Annotated in this window: 18 protein-coding genes; 10 read left to right on the plus strand and 8 right to left on the minus strand. The window is 69.8% G+C overall.

The window, feature by feature from the left end; genetic code table 11:
• Positions 1 to 186: 186 nt before the first annotated feature.
• From MZC64_RS26305 to fabF, 8 genes are all read left to right on the plus strand, one after another.
• On the plus strand, positions 187 to 855 hold the full coding sequence (locus MZC64_RS26305; protein WP_247758954.1) for a GNAT family N-acetyltransferase: 669 nt from the start codon (positions 187 to 189) through the stop codon (positions 853 to 855).
• Positions 856 to 923: 68 nt separating this feature from the next.
• On the plus strand, positions 924 to 3,563 hold the full coding sequence (lanKC, locus tag MZC64_RS26310) for a class III lanthionine synthetase LanKC (protein ID WP_247758953.1): 2,640 nt from the start codon (positions 924 to 926) through the stop codon (positions 3,561 to 3,563).
• 211 nt (positions 3,564 to 3,774) lie between these two features.
• Positions 3,775 to 3,867 (plus strand): SapB/AmfS family lanthipeptide, encoded by a 93-nt coding sequence (locus MZC64_RS26315; RefSeq protein ID WP_185001966.1) that lies wholly within the window; start codon positions 3,775 to 3,777, stop codon positions 3,865 to 3,867.
• A gap of 51 nt (positions 3,868 to 3,918) precedes the next feature.
• Positions 3,919 to 4,011, plus strand: coding sequence for a SapB/AmfS family lanthipeptide (locus MZC64_RS26320; RefSeq protein WP_185001965.1), 93 nt, complete (start codon positions 3,919 to 3,921; stop codon positions 4,009 to 4,011).
• A gap of 139 nt (positions 4,012 to 4,150) precedes the next feature.
• Positions 4,151 to 5,446, plus strand: coding sequence for an MFS transporter (locus MZC64_RS26325; protein WP_247758952.1), 1,296 nt, complete (start codon positions 4,151 to 4,153; stop codon positions 5,444 to 5,446).
• Between the two features lie 27 nt (positions 5,447 to 5,473).
• Positions 5,474 to 5,680, plus strand: coding sequence for a DUF5708 family protein (locus tag MZC64_RS26330; RefSeq protein ID WP_247758951.1), 207 nt, complete (start codon positions 5,474 to 5,476; stop codon positions 5,678 to 5,680).
• Between the two features lie 281 nt (positions 5,681 to 5,961).
• On the plus strand, positions 5,962 to 6,921 hold the full coding sequence (locus tag MZC64_RS26335; protein ID WP_247758950.1) for a hypothetical protein: 960 nt from the start codon (positions 5,962 to 5,964) through the stop codon (positions 6,919 to 6,921).
• A gap of 15 nt (positions 6,922 to 6,936) precedes the next feature.
• On the plus strand, positions 6,937 to 8,217 hold the full coding sequence (gene fabF / locus MZC64_RS26340; protein WP_247758949.1) for a beta-ketoacyl-ACP synthase II: 1,281 nt from the start codon (positions 6,937 to 6,939) through the stop codon (positions 8,215 to 8,217).
• A 43-nt stretch (positions 8,218 to 8,260) separates the two neighbouring features.
• Here fabF and MZC64_RS26345 read toward each other — a convergent pair whose 3' ends face one another.
• The 3 genes from MZC64_RS26345 to MZC64_RS26355 all read right to left on the minus strand — a co-directional run bounded on the left by MZC64_RS26345 (position 8,261) and on the right by MZC64_RS26355 (position 12,250).
• Positions 8,261 to 9,793, minus strand: coding sequence for a carboxylesterase/lipase family protein (locus MZC64_RS26345; RefSeq protein ID WP_247758948.1), 1,533 nt, complete (start codon positions 9,791 to 9,793; stop codon positions 8,261 to 8,263).
• A 154-nt stretch (positions 9,794 to 9,947) separates the two neighbouring features.
• The gene (locus MZC64_RS26350; protein WP_247758947.1) at positions 9,948 to 10,916 is read right to left on the minus strand and encodes an isopenicillin N synthase family oxygenase; all 969 of its coding nucleotides are present in this window, start codon (positions 10,914 to 10,916) and stop codon (positions 9,948 to 9,950) included.
• Complete coding sequence (locus MZC64_RS26355) at positions 10,913 to 12,250, minus strand: MFS transporter (protein ID WP_247758946.1); 1,338 nt, start codon at positions 12,248 to 12,250, stop codon at positions 10,913 to 10,915. Before MZC64_RS26355 ends, MZC64_RS26350 begins: the two co-directional genes overlap by 4 nt.
• A 263-nt stretch (positions 12,251 to 12,513) precedes the next feature.
• Here MZC64_RS26355 and MZC64_RS26360 point away from each other — a divergent pair, with 263 nt between their 5' ends.
• Positions 12,514 to 13,563, plus strand: coding sequence for a chitinase (locus tag MZC64_RS26360; RefSeq protein WP_374205794.1), 1,050 nt, complete (start codon positions 12,514 to 12,516; stop codon positions 13,561 to 13,563).
• A 45-nt stretch (positions 13,564 to 13,608) separates the two neighbouring features.
• On the opposite strand, the gene MZC64_RS26365 is transcribed toward MZC64_RS26360, so the two are convergent.
• The 5 genes from MZC64_RS26365 to MZC64_RS26385 form a co-directional block, all read right to left on the minus strand.
• Positions 13,609 to 14,157 (minus strand): hypothetical protein, encoded by a 549-nt coding sequence (locus MZC64_RS26365; protein WP_247758944.1) that lies wholly within the window; start codon positions 14,155 to 14,157, stop codon positions 13,609 to 13,611.
• Positions 14,158 to 14,269: 112 nt separating this feature from the next.
• A complete protein-coding gene (locus tag MZC64_RS26370; protein ID WP_247758943.1) occupies positions 14,270 to 14,671 on the minus strand; it encodes a hypothetical protein in 402 nt (133 codons plus the stop codon).
• Between the two features lie 75 nt (positions 14,672 to 14,746).
• The gene (locus MZC64_RS26375) at positions 14,747 to 15,652 is read right to left on the minus strand and encodes a hypothetical protein (protein ID WP_247758942.1); all 906 of its coding nucleotides are present in this window, start codon (positions 15,650 to 15,652) and stop codon (positions 14,747 to 14,749) included.
• Between the two features lie 2 nt (positions 15,653 to 15,654).
• Positions 15,655 to 16,176: a SigE family RNA polymerase sigma factor gene (locus MZC64_RS26380; RefSeq protein WP_247758941.1), complete on the minus strand. Its 522-nt coding sequence runs from the start codon at positions 16,174 to 16,176 to the stop codon at positions 15,655 to 15,657.
• 257 nt (positions 16,177 to 16,433) lie between these two features.
• Entirely contained in the window at positions 16,434 to 17,738 is a 1,305-nt protein-coding gene (locus MZC64_RS26385) for an MFS transporter (RefSeq protein WP_247758940.1), read from the minus strand.
• Between the two features lie 239 nt (positions 17,739 to 17,977).
• On the opposite strand from MZC64_RS26385, the gene MZC64_RS26390 reads away from it, so the two are divergent.
• Positions 17,978 to 19,234 (plus strand): MFS transporter, encoded by a 1,257-nt coding sequence (locus MZC64_RS26390; protein ID WP_247758939.1) that lies wholly within the window; start codon positions 17,978 to 17,980, stop codon positions 19,232 to 19,234.
• Positions 19,235 to 19,353 lie beyond the last annotated feature (119 nt).

The raw sequence follows: 19,353 nt of genomic DNA on the forward strand, positions 1-19,353 counted from the left end.
GGCCATCTGCGGCGATGTGCGCACTAAGCACAACATCCGAAACAAAACTGGGGTAAGACTTCGACTCGGTAAGAGTTCTGTGCGTGTTTTCGGGCCCTGCCTTTGGCCCGTAACCGACCGCTCAACCGATGTTTAACTGAATTGTCCTTTTTTATCTAGCGACCCTGACCTCTGGAAGGGCCGGCGATGCTGCGCGAACCCAAATGCACGTTGGAAAGCCTGACCGGGGACGACTACGTCACCGTGTCCGACTGGCTCCGGCCCATGGCGCTGACCAGCGCACTCACCTCCGACGCGAACGAGCAGATCACCCCGGAGGCGATCAAGGCGGTCAACGAGAGCGGCCAGGTCCGCTACTTCATGGTGGTCACCGCCGCGGGCGATCGGGTCGGGGTGGTGAACTACCGGCGTAGTGGCGCGCACGGCGCGTACACCATCGGCGGGGCCATCGGCGACCCGGTGCGGTGGAACTCCGGGGTCGGCGGCGAGGGCCTCGGTCTGCTGATCGACCACCTGTTCCACCAGCTCAACGCCCATCGGGTGGAGTTCAGCACGGCTTCCTACAACAAGCACACGATGAGCCTGCTGACCAAGGGCGGCTTCGTGCTTGAGGGGATTCTGCGCGACTACCACTTCCTTGATGGCGAGTACCACGACCGCACGGTCTGGTCCCTGCTGCGCGAGGAGTTCGAGGCGGGCGCCAGGGAGCTGAGTGAGCAGATGCCGGTGGTCGATCTGGTGCCGGCCAAGGAGAAGCAGCGGGCCAAGGAGCTGCTGGCCAAGTACCTGGCCAACCAGCAGGACGCGGCCTGGCACAGCTTCGCCGACCGGGCCGCCCGCGAGCGCCCGTACTAGGCCGTGTTTGGCGGATCTAGGTCGAACCGGATCACCGGGCTAGACCACCGGAGCGGAAGGGCAGGCTGATGAAACCGTTGGTGGAACTGTATTCCCTGGCCGACCGGGTCTTCTTCGAGGACCCGGTCCGCTGGCAGACCGAGACCGCCTTCCCGCTGACCGAGGGTGAGCTGCCGCAGGGCTGGCGCCGCTCCGGACGCGGGGAGTGGGTGATGCTGCGCCCGCCCGCGGACCAGCTGCCCGCGCAGGGCTGGAAGATCCACGTCTCGGCCACCCCGGAGACCGCCGCGGAGATCGTGGCCATCGTGTCCGAGTACTGCCTGGACCGCTGGATCCCGTTCAAGTTCCTGCGCAGCACCGCGTTGCTGCGGGCGTTCAACCTCAAATACGCCCCGCGCGCGGCCAGCGGCAAGCTGATCACCATCTACCCGAGGGACGAGGTCGAACTGGCCGACACCCTCACCTCGCTGGACCGCCGGATCGGCGGCAGGCCGGGGCCGTACATCCTCACCGACCTGCGGTACAACCAGGGTCCGCTCTACGTGCGCTACGGCGGTTTCGACGCGCGCTACTGCACCGCGCCCGACGGCGAGCGGGTGCTGGCCATCGCGCGCCCGGACGGCACGCTGGTGCCCGATGACCGCAGGCCGGTGTTCACCACCCCGGACTGGGTGCGCCTGCCCCAGGTGCTGGACGAGAGCGTGGCCGCCCGCGGCGCCACCGGGGCCACTCTGGATTACCGGATCGTCGAAGCCATGCACTTCTCCAACGGCGGCGGCGTCTACAAGGCGACCCGCAACTCCGACGGGCTCGAAGTCGTGCTCAAGGAGGCCCGCCCCTACGCCGGGCTGGCCGCCGACGACACCGACGCGATCGTCCGGCTGGACAACGAGGCCGCCGCGCTGCGCGCGCTGGACGGCGTTCCCGGGGTGCCCAGGGTGCACGACGTGGTTCAGGTGTGGGAGCACCGGTTCCTGGTGATGGACCTGGTGCCGGGCACCAACCTGCAGCACTGGTTCGGCCAGCACTACCCGCTGATCGGCGTGGCCTCCACCCCGGAACAGCGCCAGGAGTACGTGACGCGCGCGTTGCGGGTGCTGGAGCAGGTGACCGAGCTGGTGGCCGCGGTGCACGAGCGCGGCATGGTCTTCGCCGACCTGCACCCGGCCAACATCATGATCAGCGAGCGGGACGGCGAAGATGTCCTCGGCCTGGTCGACTTCGAGGCCGCTTTCCCGATCGCGGAGAACCGCAACCAGCGCTTCGGGCACGCCGGGTTCACCAGCCGGGACAAGACCGGCGCGGACATCGACCTGCACGCGCTGGCCGTGCTCAAGCTGTGGCTGTTCCTGCCGCTGACCTCGCTGGTCGGCCTGGCGCCCGGCAAACTGGCCGAACTGATCGAGATCGCCACCGGGCTCTTCGAGCTGCCCGCGGACTTCGCCGCCTCCATCCTGGACGTGGTCGGCGAGGTGCCCGCGCCCACCACCACGGTGTCGGCGTTGCCGCGCACCTCACCGGCGCGGGCAGGCGGTGACTGGGCACAGGCACTGTCCTCGATCGCCGCGGCGATCAGCGCCAGCGCCACCCCGGATCGTGCGGACCGGCTCTTCCCCGGCGATCTGGAGCAGTTCCGCTCCGGCGGCGGGACCTTCGCGCACGGCGCGGCCGGCGTGCTGTGGGCCTTGCACAGCACCGGTTCCGACCTCGATCCCGAGCACGAGCGCTGGCTACTGGCCGACGCGGCCAAGCCTCGGGAGAAGATCGGCTTCCACGACGGGGCGCACGGCATCGCGCACGTGCTCGACCTGCTCGGGCACACCGGCTCGGCCGCGGACCTGCTGGCCCGCGCGGACGAGACCCAGATCAGCGATGTCAGCCTGCACAGCGGTCTGGCCGGCGCCGGGCTCAACTTCTTGCACCTGGCCGACCGGCATGATGAGGCAGCGCACCGGAAACGGGCCCTGGATATCGCCGGACGTCTCGGCGCGGCCATCACCAGCGGCGAGCCACACGGGGTGGACAAGCCGGCGGGCGAGCTGGGCCGGGCGAGACAGGCCGGCACGTTGGCCGGGCTGCTGCGCGGCTGGTCCGGTCCGGCGCTGTTCCTGCTCCGGCTCTACCAGTCCACTCAGGACAGTCAGTGGCTGGAACTGGCGGTGCGGGCGGCACATCGGGACCTGGACCTGTGCGTGGACGCGCACGACGGCTCACTCCAGGTGGACGGCGGCTACCGCACGCTGCCCTACCTCTCGGTGGGCTCGGCGGGCATCGCGCTGGTCGCGGACGAGCTGGTGCGCGAGATCGCGGACGAGCGGCTGCTGACCGCGCTGCCCCGGCTGGTCCAGGCCTGCCAGAGCGAGTTCGTGATCGATTCGAATCTCTTTCACGGCCGGGCCGGATTGATGGCGGTAATCGCTGGACTTTCCAGGGGCGCGTCTGAAACAATTAGTGACAGGCGGGTGAGAGAGCATCTCAACGGGATGCACCACTACGCACTCGCCTACAATGGACATGTCTCTTTTCCCGGTGACGGATGTAGCCGCTTGTCCATGGATGTCGCAACAGGTAACGCCGGCGTGCTGGTCGCTTTGACCTCGGCACTGCGCGGCGGGACTGCTTTCCTCCCGTTCCTGTCCGGCACAGACCACCGTGCCCAGCCCGGGAGTGCGCACCAGACCAGCGGTAACAGCCACCAGGAAGGGTGACCACCATGGCAATCCTCGACTTGCAGGGCATGGAGACCGGAGCCGTCGAACTGAACATGACGGGCAGCTCCTTCAGCATGCACTGCTGATCAGACCGGCCGGGCGCGCGCTACCCGGCTTAGTGGACATGTTCCTTTTCCCCGGCGACGAATGTGGCCGCTTGTCCATGCACAATGCACCACCCGTCAGGACAAACGAATCGTCAGGAAAGGTGAATACAATGGCTATTCTCGACCTGCAGGGCCTCGACACCAACGCCGCCGAGCTGACCATGACCGGCAGCACCGTCTCCAACGGCTGCTGAATCAGCTCCACGCGTAACACCTGAACACAAACCCGCAATTCTTCAGGAAAGGTGAATACAATGGCTATTCTCGACCTGCAGGGCCTCGACACCAACGCCGCCGAGCTGACCATGACCGGCAGCACCGTCAGCAACAACTGCTGAATTAGCCGGGTACGGCGAAGGATCCGTCTGGGTTGTTCGCCATCCAGGTGACGTCCGGTGCAGGCGCTCGACGCGGGCGCCTGCACCGGACTTTCCGCACCTCGCCCGGGTTCGCCAGGGCGGATGGGGGAAGAGGACCATGACCGCAGCGCCGGCCAGGCCGTCCGGCAGGCATCGCAAACCCGCCCCTGGCAGGCACCGGCTCCGCAAGGACCGCCGCGCCGGGCAGTACTCGGTCGCCCAGTTCGCCTTCGGGGTCAACCTGGTCGGCAACGGGATCGGCGGGGTAGGGCTGCCGCTGTTCGTGCTGGACAGCACCCATGACATCGCCTTCACCGGGATCATCGTCACGGTCGCGGTGATCAGCTCGATCGGCACCGGCCTGTTCATGGGCCCGGTGATCGACCGCTTCGGCATGCGGGTCTCGTGGATCTTCTCCATCACCATCGGCTCGGCCATCACGGTGCTGATGTACGTGCTGCACCTGGCCGGATCGCTACCGCCGTGGCTGCTGCTGGCGCTGTGCTTCGTGCGCGCCGCGGCCGACGAACCGGGCCGGGTCGCCACCTTCGGTCTGCTGCCCGCGCTGGCGGAGAGTTCCGGCCACTCGCTGGAACGGGCCAACGCCACGCTGCGCGCGATGAACGCGATCGCGACCATGTCCAGCCCGATCCTGGTCGGCGGGATCGTGAGCCTCTTCGGCAGCTCGACCATCCTGCTCATCGATGCCATCGCCGGGATCCTGGCCGCGACGATCGTGGTGTTCTTCCTGGTCAACGCGGTGGAACAGGTGCCGGCCGGGGATGAGCCGAGCGAGCAGGACGAGTTCGAGGGCCTGAGTTACCGCCGCCGGTTCGGCATGGCGATGAAGTTCTTCTGGGGCGACAAGGTGCTCAAGGTGCTGATCATCAGCACCACCGTGTTCGCCGCCCTGGACACCGGTCTGGCCAGCATCGGGCTGACCGCCTACGCCAATGAGATCCTCGGTTCGGTGGCCTGGTACGGCGGCCTGGTCGGCGCGTTCGGCCTCGGCTCGCTGGCAGGCACCATCGGCTACGGCGTGCTCGGCCCCAAACTCCCCCGCCGCGGCGTCTACCTGACCGCCTACATCGGCATGGCGGTCATGCTCCTGCTGCTGGCCTGGCAGACCGAGGTGCCGATCGCGCTGGCCATCATGGCCATCGCCGGGATCCTGACCAGCCCGGTGGACCTGCTCTACATGCAGGCTTTGCAGGAGCGGGTGCCCAAACCGATGTTCGGCGGTGTCACCAGCATCGCTACCACTATCGTGTCAGGGCCGAGTCCGATCGCAGTCTCCTTGCTCACCTGGCTGTTGGCCACACTGGGCAGCCATCACACTTTCGTGGTTATCGGAAGCTGCTATCTTCTGCTCGCGCTGTCACTGTTCCTTGTCCGCCCGCTGCGTGAGCTGTGAGCGGCACCAGCGTTACTGGGAGGTTCCATGTCGAAAAACGTGAAGTCGCTGTTCATCGGCGCGTTCATGCTCATCGTCGGCCTGATTCTGGCCTTCACCACCAAGGGGATCGAGACGCCGATCATCTCGCTGGACAAGGTGGGCGTCGTGCTCGCCGTGCTCGGCGGTATCGAACTGGTCATCACCGGCGCAATGATGATCTTTCCTTCGAAGAAGGACGCCGGCCACGCCTGAGCCGGTTGCTCCTGAACACAACGTCGCGGCCGGGAAAACTCTCCCCCCAGGGAGTTTTCCCGGCCGTCGCACGTTTCGGGCGTATCACGATTGCCTATGTAGTTTCATACGATCGGGTTGTTCCGCGCCGATGCTCGGTTACCATTGTTCCGCTGGCCTGTGGTTGCTCCGGCGCGCTCGATGAGTTCTGGGGTTGATGCCTCGCGCGAGGCTCCTCATCGATGCTTCTTAGTGCCGCACCACCAGGTCTGGAACTGTGATGACCATCCCTGGAGGCGGCCATGGCCGATGCCATCTACTTTCCCGGACTTGTTCCGACCACGTTCCCTGCCATCGCGAGTTTCCTGCAGGAGAACGAGTACGCGCAGGCGCGGTTACGAGCCGCGGACGAAGTGCTCGGCTACTCGCTGATCAAGGCATACGAACACGCCGAGATCTACGACTGGGAGGTCTACGAGGCCGGGTACATGGCGCTGACACTGGCGCTGGCCGACTGGGCCGACGATCACCTGGACCTGTCCCCGGTGGTCTTCGGCGGACAGAGTTTCGGCGCCATCATCGGCTCGGTCTACGCCGGGGTGCTGTCCTATGCGGACGGTCTGACCCTGGTGCGGGAGAGCGCCAAGGTGGAACTGGACTACTTCGCCGGCCTGGCCGAACCGTTGGGCTGCTTCTTCTTCTACCGCCTGGACGGCCCGGCCGTCGACCGGCTGGTGGCCCGCTGCCGGGCCGAGGGCCGCAACGTGGAAGCCTCGGTCTACCTCGACAACTCCGTGCACGCGGTCTCCGGTGTGATGGCCGATCTGGAGTACTTCCGCGAACTCGTCCGCGAGGAGGGCGGGTTCCCGTTCTACCTGATGAACCGGGCCGAGCACTGCACCATGGTGGCCGGGCTGCGGGAGCGGCTGGAGACCGAGGTCTACAGCAAGCTGGACTGGCAGCCGGCCAGGGTGCCGATGCTCTCCGACGTCACCGGTGAGCTGATCACCGATCCGCAGGCGATCATGGCCGACCTGCTGGACGGCTGGGTCACCCCGGTGCGCTGGGCCACCGTGGTCGAGGGGATCCGGCGCAGCCGGGCCGAGCAGGCCTACATCATCGGGCCGCGCAACATGTTCTCCCGGCTCACCGGCAACACGGTGCCGACCGCGGTGGTCACGCCGAAGGCCGTCGAGGACTACCGGGTCAAGGGTTTCGCCGGCCCGCACGGCCGGGTGCTGCCCGCGTCGGCGAGTGCCTGAGCCAGGGGGATCGCGATGAGCGCGAGTAGCGAGGCGGTACGGGACGAATTCCGCCGATTACGTCGCCGGGTGGTGGTCACCGGCTGGGGCGCGGTCACTCCACTCGGGATTGGCGTTGCCGACACCTGGGCGGCGATGTTGCTGGGGCGCAGTGGAATCCGCCACCTCTCCGCCTTCGAGTCGGGTGACCTGGGCAGTCACATCGGCGGTGAGATCCACGACTGGGACCCGGACGCGCACCTGCCGCGCAAGATCAGCAGGCGCACCGACAGCTTCGCGCAGTACGCGCTGGCCGCGGCCGCGGAGGCGATCGAGTCCGCGAAACTGATCATCGGTCCGGAGCTGGCACCGCGCACGGGCGTGCTGGTGGGCAGCGGCTACGGTCCGGTGAACTACAACAACAAGCTGCAGGACCTGTTGCGGGACAAGGGTCCGCGCGGGATCAGCCCGCTCTCCCAGGTGACCGGGGCGATGGACAGCGCGGCGGTGGAGATCAGCCTGATGTTCGGCGCCACCGGTCCGTGCCGGTCGATGAGCACCGCCTGCGCCACCGGCACCGACTCCATCGGCGAGGCGGCCAGGCTGATCCAGTACGGCGCGGTGGACGTGGCCATCGCCGGGGGCGCGGACAACTGCATCAGCCGGGCGGACCTGGCCGGCTGTTGCAATGCCCGTGCGCTCTCCACCCGCAACGGCGAGCCGGAGCTGGCCTCCCGGCCCTTCGATGAGGACCGGGACGGGTTCGTGATGGGTTCCGGCGCGGGCGTGGTGGTGCTGGAGGCGGCCGACCACGCGATCGAGCGCGGCGCGCCGATCCTGGCCGAGGTGGCCGGATTCGGCGCCAGTTCGGACTCCTTCCACTGGACCGCCCCGCACCCGGAGGGCACCGGGGCGAAGGCGGCCATGCGGGCGGCGATGCGGGACGCGGGCGTGGCGGCCGCGGAGATCGACTACATCAACGCGCACGGCACCAGCACCCCGCTGGGCGATGCCAGGGAGGTGCGCTCGATCCGCGAGGTGCTGGGCGCGCGGGCCACCCGGATCCCGGTCAGCTCCACCAAATCGATGACCGGGCACATGATCGGCGCGGGCGGCGCGGTCGAGTTGATCGTGTGCGGGCTGGCCATCCGGGACGGCATCGTCCCGCCCACGATCAACTGCGACCGGCCGCTGGACGCGGAGATGAACTTCGTCGCGCACACCGCGCAGCGGCACGACATCCGGATCGCGATGAACAACTCCTTCGGCTTCGGCGGGCACAACGCCGTGCTGGTGCTGCGCCGCTGGGAGCCATAAGCCCCCGTCCGTGCCCGGTGACCGTTCCCGGGCACGGACGTGGTCAGCGCGCGGTCCAGAGGCGGCAGTGGTGCTGGGCGCCCGCGTTGACCGAACCGGTGTCGCGAGGACTGAAGGACTGCGCGTTGACGCCGTCGAAGCGCGGCCAGCTCGGCTTGCCCGCCAGGTTGGGATCACCGTGCCGGGCGAACTGCGCCCAGTGCCGGATCAGGTCGGTGGCCAGCCCCAGCCTGCCCGGCTCCTCAGGGGCATCCCAGAACAGGTACTGGAGTTCGGAGCCGTGGTACGCGCCGAGCGGAAAGTCCGCCGGCGCCTGGTAGCCGAGGTTGGGCGCGTCCCGGTCGGCGAAAACGTAGGTGTAGACCGGCTGGCCGCGGTTGAACGCCTGCGCGTCGGCCAGGGTCGGGCAGGCCCAGCCGGCGTCGGTGCTCACCGCGGACCAGGCCAGTGCCGAGGTGTACTTGTCCGCGCCGGTGAGCGGGTAGGCCGCGCCGATCTCCTGGGCGCGTGGCCCGAAGCTGTCCCGCATCAGGTGCGCGTAGTCGTAGCTGGCCCCGCCGACCAGTGCGCTGCCGGTGTGCAGCCGCAGCTCGTCCCTGGTGAAACCCATGATCATCGGCACCTGGTGGGCGCGGCCGGAGTGCAGGACCGCGGCCGGGTCCTCGGGCAGCAGGTCGGTGTGGAAACCGGCCTGGGAGAAGTGGTTGATCAGCCCGGTGTCCAGCCACCGCTGCGCGTCCACCCGGCGCAGGCAGGCCAGGTCAGCGCAGTTCAGCGTGCTCGCCGCGTCCAGGCCCAGTGCTTCCAGCTGGGCCCGCGGCACCAGCAGCCGGTACTCGCCGGAGCCGGGGAAGGTGCCGTTGCGCGGCAGGTGCACCGAGCAGGAGCCGCTCTGCACGATGGCCCGGTCGATCAGCGGTTTGGTGGCGGGCACGGTGAGCAGCGCGCAGATGCTGAACGCGCCCGCGGACTCGCCGAGCAGGGTCACGTTGCCGGGGTCGCCACCGAAGCCGCCGATGTTGCGCCGCACCCACTGCAGGGCCGCCACCTGGTCCTGCAGGCCGAACGCGCCACCGGCCGGGCCGAGTTCGGGGTGGGCCAGGAAGCCGAAGGCGCCCAGCCGGTAGTTGACCGTCACCACCACCACATCGCCCTGCGCGGCCAGCCGCTGCGCGTGGTAGGAGGAGCCCGCGCCCCAGATGAACCCGCCGCCGTGCACCCACACCAGCACCGGCTTGCGGCCGATCTGCCCGGCCGGGGCGGTGACGTTGAGGTAGAGGCAGTCCTCCGCCGCGGTGGCCGGCCCCTCCCCGCTGGCGGTCTGCGCGCACCGGGGACCGGGTGCGACGGCGGGCCGCACCCCGTGCCAGTTGCGGACGGGACGGGGTGCGGCCCAGCGCAGCTCGCCGACGGGCGGCTCGGCGAACGGAATCCCCTGGTACTGCCGGACTCCGCCGTCGGCCAGTCCGCGCACCAGCCCGGCCTCGGTGCGCGCCATCAGCGGTTCGGCCGCGGTGGCCGGCAGCCCTGCCGCCACCGCGACCAGCGCCAGCACCAGCGGGAACAGTCGTCTCAACCAGCCGGACATCATCAGCCTCTCGGGTCATCCGCCTCCGCCGCACCGTCCATTGTGGACGCTGAAAGCAGGCGTCCGCCGCACAAGCGGATCCGCCAGAGGAGGGGTGGGTGTGCCCCGAATAGTGCTGACTCAGCCGGGCCGGATCACCGGATCAGGCCGGATTCGAGTCGAAGGTTGCCGGAATGTGCCCGGAAGTCCCCGTACTCGCAGCCAGCGGAGTAACACCTTGGAACAGCTTGTCCATCTTCCGGGTGATCCACTGTCCGGCGCTGACGGTCTCGCCGGGCGCGTCGTGGTTGGGCTGGTAGAAGAACGGGATGGACAGCCGGGAGGATGTGTTGCCCTGCAACGGGTTCACCACCCGGTGCAGGGTGGACCGCCAGGCCCCGCCGGTCCACAGCGCCATCAGGTCGCCGATGTTGACCACGAAGCTGCCCGGGATCGCCCGCACGTCCACCCACCGCTCGTCCTGCCACACCTGCAGGCCGCCGAGGTCGTCCTCCTGGTACAGCACGGTCAGGCAGCCGAAGTCGGTGTGCGCGCCGCGCCGGAGCTGACCGGGCAGCGGCGGGGTGAGCTGCGGGTAGTAGTAGTTGGCCACCAGCGCGGAGACGTGCCGGTCGAACCGGTCGTCGAAGTGCCGCTCGTCGAATCCCAGCGCCAGTGCGGACAATCGCAGCAGTTCGGCGGCCAGCCCGGACAGCGCGGCCAGGTACGCCAGCCAGATTTCCTTGAAGTCACTGGGATTCCGTGGCCAGGTGTTGGCTGACTTCCAGGTCGCCCAGTAGTCGCCGAGGATTTCCCGTTCCGGCTCGGGCAGCTCGCCGGTGACGTGTGCGGTGAAGGACTCGCACAGGTCCGGCGGGCTCTCCAGGTCCATGCTGCGCGCGGTGGTGCCACCGGAGGAACGGAAGGCGGGCAGGTCTTTTTCGTTGTCCGGCAAGCGGAAGAAGGCGTTGGTCACCGCGATCATGCGGTCGATCAGCTCTTTCGGCACGCCGTGGCCGACGATGACGTAGAAGCCCGAGGTCGTGCAGGCCGCACCGATCTCCTTGGCCAGCAAGGCTTTTCCGGCTGCGGTGTGCCGCGAGGAGAGGTCGATGACCGGGATGTGGTTCATGCGCGTTGTCCTTCCAGGTTGATGAGTGCGTGCAGCAGCGCGGCGAGCAGCAGCACGCCGAGGGAGGCGGTGAGCGCGCCCGCGCTGATGCCGAGGGTGTTGAGCAGTGCGGTGCCCAGGGCCGCGCCGAGTTGCTGACCGGCGTGGTAGGTGGCCGAGGCGGCGCCGAGGTCGGCCGGCGCCGCGCCCGCGGTGGCCAGCATCGCGGTCGGCGGCAGCACGCAGCCCAGGCCGAGACCGGTGAGCACCATGGCGGGCACCAGGTACAGCGGCAGGATGTCGGTGCTGTCCGGGGTGAGCCGGGTCAGCACGAACATCCCGGCCGCCGCGGCCAGCAAGCCGCCCTGGATCAGCAGCGCGGGCCGGACCCGCCCGTGCAGCCGCCCGGCGATGAAGGTGGACCCGGCCAGCGCGGCCAGCGCGTTGACGATCAGCGTCAGCCCGGCCCGCACCGGCGAGTACCCCAGCACGGTCTGCGTGTAGTAGGTCATGAACAGGAAGAACCCGAACATGCCCAGGAACATCAGGGTGATCGCCAGGAACGCGCCACCCCGCGCCCGGTGCCAGAGCAATCGCCGCTGTCCCACCACGAACGCCACCAGCAGCACCACCCCACCGGCCAGCAACCCCAGCACCACCGGCGATCCCCAGCCCCTGGCCTCCGCCTCCGCACAGCCGTAGACCACCCCGGCGAACCCACCGGTGCTCAGCAGCGCGCCGGCCAGGCCCAGCCGCTCGCCGCGCACCGGCAGGCTCCGCGGCACGAACACCGTGCCCAGCAAGGCCAGCAGCGCGATCGGGATGTTGATGTAGAGGCACCAGCGCCAGCTCGCGTACTCGGTCAGCAGCCCGCCCGCGATCAGCCCGACCGCCGACCCGGCCGCGCCCACCGCCGCGAACACGCCCAAGGCCCGCCCACGTTCCCGGCCCTCGGTGAAGGTCTCGGCCAGCAACGCCAGTCCCGCCGGCGCCAGCAGCGCCGCGCACACCCCTTGCAGTGCCCGCGCCGCGAACAGGGTCTCGGGCACCTCGGCCAGCCCGCCCAGTGCCGAGGCCGCCGCGAACCCGGTCAGCCCGAGGGCGAAGGCCCGCCGGTGGCCGAGCACACCGCTGATCCGGCCGCCGATCAGCAACAACCCGCCGAAGGCCAGCGCGTAGGCGGTGATCGCCCAGTGCCTGCCGCCGTCGGACATGCCGAGCGCGCGCTGGGCCGAGGGCAGCGCGATGTTCACGATCGTCCCGTCCAGCACCACCAGCAGCTGGGCCGCGCTCACCACCGGCAAGGTCCACCACCGGCGGGTGCCGCCGACCGGTTCCGCCGTCCTGATTTCCATGCACCGCAACGTATTCCGGTTGCCCGAGACGTCACACGAACCGGCAACCCGGGCAACCCGGTTGCCCGCCTCGGGCAACCGGGCCGAACCACCCGGGGATCGGGGCGCCCGCGCGAGCGCCAGGTTCGCCCCCGGAAGTAGGTGGTCTAGTCCACCGGGGTTTGGTCGAATGGAGGGGCGCACCAGGCGCGATGGGTAGATCGTGCGCGGAGTGTCCTTGCCGCCGGGGCCAGCCGCGGGATGAGGGGTTGGTTATGGGTGGCATGTCACGACTGCTGGGACTGGCGACCGCGGTGCTGTGCGCCGCTTCGGTGCTCGCCGCGCCGGTGAGCGCGGCGCCGGTGAGCGGGCAGGCGGAGACCTGCGCGGTGAAGTCCAAGCCGGCGGGCAAGGTCCTGCACGGGTACTGGGAGAACTGGGACGGCGCGGTCAACGGCGTGCACCCGCCGTTCGGCTGGACGCCGATCACCGATCCGCGGATCCGGGAGCACGGCTACAACGTGATCAACGCGGCCTTCCCGGTGATCCGCTCGGACGGCACCGTGCTGTGGGAGGACGGGATGGACGCGACCGTCAAGGTCGCCACCCCGGCGGAGATGTGCGCGGCCAAGGCGGCCGGGCTGACCATCCTGATGTCCATCGGCGGCGCGACCGCGGGCATCGACCTCAGTTCCAGCGCGGTGGCCGACAAGTTCGTGGCCACCGTGGTGCCGATCCTGAAGAAGTACAACTTCGACGGCATCGACATCGACATCGAGACCGGTCTGGTGGGCAGCGGCAACATCAACCAGCTCTCCCCCTCGCAGGCCAACCTGATCCGGATCATCGACGGCGTGCTGGCCGCGATGCCGTCGAACTTCGGCCTCACCATGGCCCCGGAGACCGCCTACGTCACCGGCGGCAGCGTGGTCTACGGCTCGATCTGGGGCGCCTACCTGCCGATCGTGAAGAAGTACGCGGACAACGGCAGGCTGTGGTGGCTGAACATGCAGTACTACAACGGCAGCATGTACGGCTGTGCGGGCGATTCCTACCAGGCTGGCACGGTACAGGGCTTCACCAAGCAGACCGACTGCCTGGACAAGGGATTGGTCATCCAGGGCACCACCATCCGGGTGCCCTATGACAAGCAGGTGCCCGGTCTGCCCGCCCAGCCGGGCGCGGGCGGCGGGTACATGTCCACCGGGCTGGTCGGCCAGGCCTGGCGCACCTACAACAACCGGTTGAAGGGCCTGATGACCTGGTCGATCAACTGGGACGGCTCGAAGAACTGGACCTTCGGCAACAACGTGAAGTCCTTGCAGGGCCGGTGAAACCACGGAGGGCCGCGTCTGCCAACGCGGCCCTCCCCTCCCCGCTCACTTCTTCCGCAGCCTGCCCCACGGCTTGTACACCGAGATCACCGTGGCGAACAGCAGCGCGGTGGTGGACACGATCGGCGGGTAGATCAGATCTCCCGGACCGCGCAGTCCGACCTGGCCCGCGGCCAGCTGGCGGCCGTACTCGGCGACCTCGATCACCCCGGACCGCAGCGCGAAGGTCACCAGCACCAGCAGCGCGATGTTGAGCACCAGTTTCACCGCCACCCACCAGTACCGGACCAGCCCGTATTTGGTGCCCAGCCCCAGAATCACGCCGCTGACCAGGCACAGCACCGCGAGGCTGAGCATCGGCCAGACCAGCAGTTCCAGCGCCTGGTAACACAGCGCGGCCAGGGCCACGTCCGAGGTGCCCGCGGCGGTGAACACCAGCACCGCGAGCACCACGTCGAGGCCGATCCAGCCCCCGGCGCCGACCAGGTGCGCCACCAGCACGGCCTTGCGGGTGCGCCGCGGCAACAACTTCTCCCGCTGCACGCCACGCCGCACCGGCGTGTTCCTCGGCCTGATCGCTTCCTGGGTGGTCATCGCCTGCTCCCTCGCCCGCCGGTCCTGGTCAGCAACCATGGTCGGCGGACGCGGGGTCCCGGTCGTCCGTTGAGGCGGTGAACCCGGCTACGCAGATCTGCGTAGCCCCGGCTCACCGGTCCCGGCACAGCCTGGGCAGCCAGTACCGGAAGTAGTCGCACAGGTTGAACACGGGCGGCGGTGGTTCGGCCGCGGGCGGCGCGGGTGGCGGCGGCGGTGGTGCGGGCGGCGGGCTGGGGCGGACCGGTTTGGGTTTGGCCGGGCGGGCCACCGGTTTGGGCGCCCGGGTGGCCGTTTCGACCACCATCGGCGGCGGTGGTTCGGGCGGGACGGCGTAGACCGGTGGTTCCGGGTCCTGGGTCAGCCGGACCGGGACGACCAGGATCGGGCTGGCGATCAACGGTGGACCGGGTTCGGCGGGACGGTCGAACAGCACGGCGCCGCCGGTGGCGGTGAGCACGCCGAGCAGGCCGAGGAGCAGGAGTCGTGTGCGACGGTGGGCGGTTTCTCGCACGGGGCACCCCCGAGAGTGGGTTTGTCCCGGTTAACGGGCCTGCCGCCGGTTCGGTTCACTGTGGACGGAGCCGGGTCAGCGCACCGCCTGGGCCAGCTCCGCCAGCCGTTGCCCGCCAACGGATCCGGACAGCGCGACCGCGGCGGGCCCGCCCCCGGTCCCGGCGATCAGCACCGCGGTGCCGGTCACCGCGGCCTGCCTGCCGCCCAGCTCGGTATCCCACCGGGGCGCCTGCCGGGACTGCCCGGTCACCGGGTCCCGGCCCAGATCACCCTGGGTGCCGACCAGGACCCGCTCGGCCTCGGTCGCACCAGGACGGCCGAGCACCAGCAGCACCGCGTCGGTGACCCGCTCGGTGGACCCGTACGGGCTGATCACGCCGAGCACCTCGTCCGGCGGGACCGGCCGCGGCTGCTCGAACGGCAGGCGCACCGGGGTGCCGGCGCCGGACTCCACGCTCTGCGCCACCCGGTGCGCCTGCTCCCGGTCCGGGACGCCGCCGACGAGCCCCCAGGCCCCGTCGGTCCACTCCCAGGCCACCCCGTCGCCCGACCACACCGCGCGCCGCCCGTGCACCGCGGGCGCGGCCTCCCCGGCGGGCGCGGGACCGCTGCCGGACAGCGTGATGGTGGCCAGCCCCGGACTGCCGTCGGCCCGCACCAGCCGGATCCGCTGCCGGTCCCGCCCGGTCTCGTAGCTGACCGGGGTGAACCCACCGGCCGAACCCACCCGGAAAGCCTGCCGCAACGGGTCGAAACCCACCGCGGGCCGGGCGGGCTCGGCCCGGAACAGCCCGCCGAGCAGGGCCGGCACCAGCAGCGCGATCAGCACGGTGACCACCGCGACCACCGCCGTGCCCGCCAGCTGCCGGACCCGCCGCCGCCGGGTCCCGGCCCGGATCGCCGCGGGCACGCTGACCGTGGACGGGGTGCGCGGCCCGGCCTGTCGCAACGGGGCGAGCAGCTCCTCGGGTTCCAGCACGGCTACTCCTTCCCCAGGTGGATCAGTGCGGACTCGCCCAGCAGGCGGCGCAACGCGGTCAGTCCAAGCGAGGTCTGGCTCTTGACGTTGCCCGCCGAGCAGCCCAACAGCTCGGCCACCTCGGCCACCGGCAGGTCCAGCAGGAACCGCAGCACCAGCACCGCCCTGGCCCGCGGCGCGACCCTGGCCAGCGCCGCGTGCACCACCGCCCTGGTCTCCACATCCGGCCCCGCGGGCGCGGCCCTCGGCGGCAGCTCCTCGCTCCCTCCTACCAGTCGGATCCGCTTCGCCCAGCCCAGCCGCTGCTCGGAGAGAAAGGTGCGGACCAGCATCGCCCGCACGTAGCGGTCCATATCGTCCGCGGCGGCGGCCCGGCGCCAGTGCACGAACAGCTTGGTGATGGTCGCCTGCACCACGTCGTCCGCGCGGTGCTCGTCCCCGCACAGCAGGTACGCGGTCCGCCGCAACGCGGGCAGCCGCGCGCTGACGTAGTCGGTGTAGCGCTGTTCCTCCGCGGCACGCACCCGGCCACCACCTCCCCTCACCCAGGGGACGCCGACAGCAAACGGCCCGGTTGTGTGGCTTGCGTCACACAACCGGGCCGTTGGCCGAAATAGCGTAGGCCGGTGGTCGATGGCCGTGGGCCAGACCCCTGGGGGTTAGGCCCGCCCACGACGATCCCGCCCGGCCTACGGTTGTCACTGTAAACACATCTGGGGCTCCGTGGGGGAAATCTGTCCGATTGACACCCCTGGTTCAAGGAATTCCCTAGAGAATCGGCTCAGGTGAGGGTGCGTCCCTCGGTCTCCGGCAGCGGCAGCGCGAGCAGCACGGTGGCCACCAGGAAGGCGTTGATGACCAGCATGATCACCGCGAAACCGCTGGCCTGACCCAGTAGCAGCCCGATCGCGGCCGGGGCGGCGGTGCTGGCGATGAGCTGCATGGCCACCGAGTAGGCGGCCCCGGTGCCGCGGCTGGCGGTCGGGTAGAACTCGCCGTTCCAGGTGTTCCACACGCCCCAGGCGCCCAGGCTGAAGAAGGCCAGCGCGAAGTTGCCGAGGTAGAGCTGGGTCAGCGAGTCGGCCGTGCCGAACAGGAACCCGCCCGCGCAGGCGGCCAGCACGTACAGCAGGAAGATCTTCTTCCGGCCGAACCGCGCGGTCAGCACCGAGGCGCTGAGGTAGCCGGGGATCATCATCAGCGCGCTCAGCGCGGCGAAGGCCAGCGAGGCGTCCAGGGTCAGTCCCTGCTGCGCCAGCAGGGTCGGCAGCCAGTTCTGCAGCCCCCAGTAGCCCCAGCTGAAGACGAAGTTGACCAGCAGCGCCGGGATCGCAATCCGGGCCAGCCCACCCCGGAACAGCTCCAGCGGATTGCCGATCCGCCCGCCACTGCCGGCGAGTTCGGCCTCCGCGTCCGGACTGGCCAGCCCACGCAACACCACCCGGGCTTCCTCCTGGCGACCCTTCGCGACCAGCCAGTAGGGCGATTCCGGCACCACCGCCCGCAACACGAACGCCCAGCCCCCGGCCGCCGCGCCGGCGAGCATGATCTGCCAGCTCCAGTCCCGGATCACGCTGGAGGCCCCGATCGCGCACAGCAACCCGATCGGCCACCCCATGGACAGGTACACCGCAGCCCGCCCGCGAACCCGCGTCGGCACCAGCTCCAGGAAGTACGGGAACGTGATCGTGTACACCCCGGCCAGCGCGAACCCCGACACCACCCGCAGCGCGATCAGCACGGTGGCGTCCGGCGCGAACGCCGAGCCGATGGCCAGCACGCTGTAAACCACCATCGACCAGAAGCAGGCGGGCCGCCGCCCGATCCGATCCGCCACCGGCCCCCACAGCAGCGCCCCCGGGATCATCCCGAACGACAAGGCCGACAACACCAGCCCCACGGTCGCCTCGTCGATCCCCAGCGAGGAGGCCAGGTCCGCCTGCACGTAGACCAGCGCGACCAGCTCCCAGGAGTCGATCACGAACGCGGTGAACAGGGCCAGCCCGATCAACCAGTGCCGCCGGGTGAAGGGCATGCGGTCGAACGCGGCGCCAACGGGCAGCGTCCGGGGTACGGCGGCGGTCATCGCTCTCCTCAGGAGTCGCCAAGAGTCCCCGAAGATAGTGCTCCGTACCCAACCGGTCACTGTGCGCCATGCCCAGGGCGTTGACAGCCGTCAGGCGGCCCGCCCAGCCACCCACCCGGGTAGACCTCTTGCCCCTGGCCAGCTCGCCGCTAACCGTTCGTAGGACCTGTCCGGAAGTTGCCTCCCTCGGCCCGTTCGGGTGCTTGTCGCCCCCGGGCCCAGCGGGTGTGATCAACCTCATGACGGTGCCGGATCGGGCGGGGGTGGTCGCGCCGGATCCGGTGCGGGCGTGGACGGTCACCGGGATGCTGGTGATCTTCATCGTGATCAACTGGGCGGACAAGTCCATCCTGGGCCTGGCGGCCGAGCCGTTGATGGCGGAGTTGCGGATCTCCCCCGCCGAGCTGGGCTTCATCGGCAGCTCGTTCTTCTTCCTGTTCAGCGTGACCGGGGTGCTGGTCGGGTTCCTGGCCGACCGGGTGCGGGCGCAGTGGGTGCTGATCGGGCTGGCCATCGCCTGGTCGCTGACCCAGCTGCCAGTGCTGCTCTCGGCCACCGGGACCTCGCTGCTGATCAGCCGGATCGCCCTGGGCGCGGCCGAGGGACCGGCCGCCGCGATGGCCGCGGCGAGCGCGTTCACCTGGTTCCCCAAGGAGAAGCGGGCGCTGCCGGGGGCGTGGATCACCGCCGGGTCCTCGATCGCCAAGATCGCGGTGGCGCCGGTGCTGACCTTCATCATCGTCGGCTACGGCTGGCGGGCGGCGTTCGTCACGCTGATCCTGCTCGGCGTGCTCTGGTCGGTGGCCTGGTTCTTCCTCGGCGGCGACGGGCCGCTGCGGGTGGAGGGACGCCGGAAAACCGTGCCGTTCCGCCGGATCGGCCTCTCCCGCACCTTCCTCGGCTGCGTGCTGGCCGCCTTCCCGATGTACGCCCTGGTCTCCATGCTGCTCACCTGGCTGCCCTCCTACCTGGAGAAGGCGCTCGGCTTCAGCCGCGTCCAGGCAGGCGTGATGTTCGGCCTGCCCAGCATCTCCTCGATCATCGTCATGGTCGGCATCTCCGCGTTCAGCGACCGCCTGCTCAGCCGCGGCGCCTCCAGCCGGCTCACCCGCGGCATCTTCAGCGCCGTCGGCCTGCTCGTCGGCGGCGGACTGCTGACGCTGGTCCCGTTGCTGGACAACAGATATCTCGCGCTCACCGTGGTGGTCCTCGGCTACGGCATCGGCGTGGCCGTCTTCCCGCTGACCACCGCCGCCGTCTCGCACATCGCCCCACCCGGCCAGCAGGCCAGCACTGTCGGCTTCCTGGTCGCCGTCTACAGCCTCGCCGGCCTGCTCGGCCCCTGGCTCACCGGCGTGCTGGTCGGCGCGGCCGAGTCCCCGGTGGCCGGGTTCAGCCAGGCGTTCCAGCTCTTCGGCGGCTGCGCGGTGCTCGGCGGGGTGGCGGCCTGGCTGCTGATCCAGCCGGACCGGGACGCCGCGGCCATCGCGCGCTGAGTTCTCCCGGCGTTCAGCCCCCGGTCACCCACGTAGCGAAGCCATCCCGCTTCCGTAACCGCCGTCCCGCACCCCGCGCGCGCCTGCCAACGTTGGTGTTCCGAGCTGCCGAGGGGGCG

It is taken from the genome of Crossiella sp. S99.2, from assembly GCF_023094165.1.
GTDB lineage: Bacteria > Actinomycetota > Actinomycetes > Mycobacteriales > Pseudonocardiaceae > Crossiella.

What these genes read in the sequence shown, in the direction of transcription:
- MZC64_RS26360 (WP_374205794.1), top strand. Translation starts at nt 12,514, where the DNA reads ATGTCACGACTGCTGGGACTGGCGACCGCGGTGCTGTGCGCCGCTTCG.
- MZC64_RS26330 (WP_247758951.1), top strand. Translation starts at nt 5,474, where the DNA reads ATGTCGAAAAACGTGAAGTCGCTGTTCATCGGCGCGTTCATGCTCATC.
- MZC64_RS26365 (WP_247758944.1), bottom strand. Translation starts at nt 14,157, where the DNA reads ATGACCACCCAGGAAGCGATCAGGCCGAGGAACACGCCGGTGCGGCGT.
- MZC64_RS26325 (WP_247758952.1), top strand. Translation starts at nt 4,151, where the DNA reads ATGACCGCAGCGCCGGCCAGGCCGTCCGGCAGGCATCGCAAACCCGCC.
- lanKC (WP_247758953.1), top strand. Translation starts at nt 924, where the DNA reads ATGAAACCGTTGGTGGAACTGTATTCCCTGGCCGACCGGGTCTTCTTC.
- MZC64_RS26335 (WP_247758950.1), top strand. Translation starts at nt 5,962, where the DNA reads ATGGCCGATGCCATCTACTTTCCCGGACTTGTTCCGACCACGTTCCCT.
- MZC64_RS26305 (WP_247758954.1), top strand. Translation starts at nt 187, where the DNA reads ATGCTGCGCGAACCCAAATGCACGTTGGAAAGCCTGACCGGGGACGAC.
- fabF (WP_247758949.1), top strand. Translation starts at nt 6,937, where the DNA reads ATGAGCGCGAGTAGCGAGGCGGTACGGGACGAATTCCGCCGATTACGT.
- MZC64_RS26350 (WP_247758947.1), bottom strand. Translation starts at nt 10,916, where the DNA reads ATGAACCACATCCCGGTCATCGACCTCTCCTCGCGGCACACCGCAGCC.
- MZC64_RS26390 (WP_247758939.1), top strand. Translation starts at nt 17,978, where the DNA reads ATGACGGTGCCGGATCGGGCGGGGGTGGTCGCGCCGGATCCGGTGCGG.
- MZC64_RS26355 (WP_247758946.1), bottom strand. Translation starts at nt 12,250, where the DNA reads ATGGAAATCAGGACGGCGGAACCGGTCGGCGGCACCCGCCGGTGGTGG.
- MZC64_RS26385 (WP_247758940.1), bottom strand. Translation starts at nt 17,738, where the DNA reads ATGACCGCCGCCGTACCCCGGACGCTGCCCGTTGGCGCCGCGTTCGAC.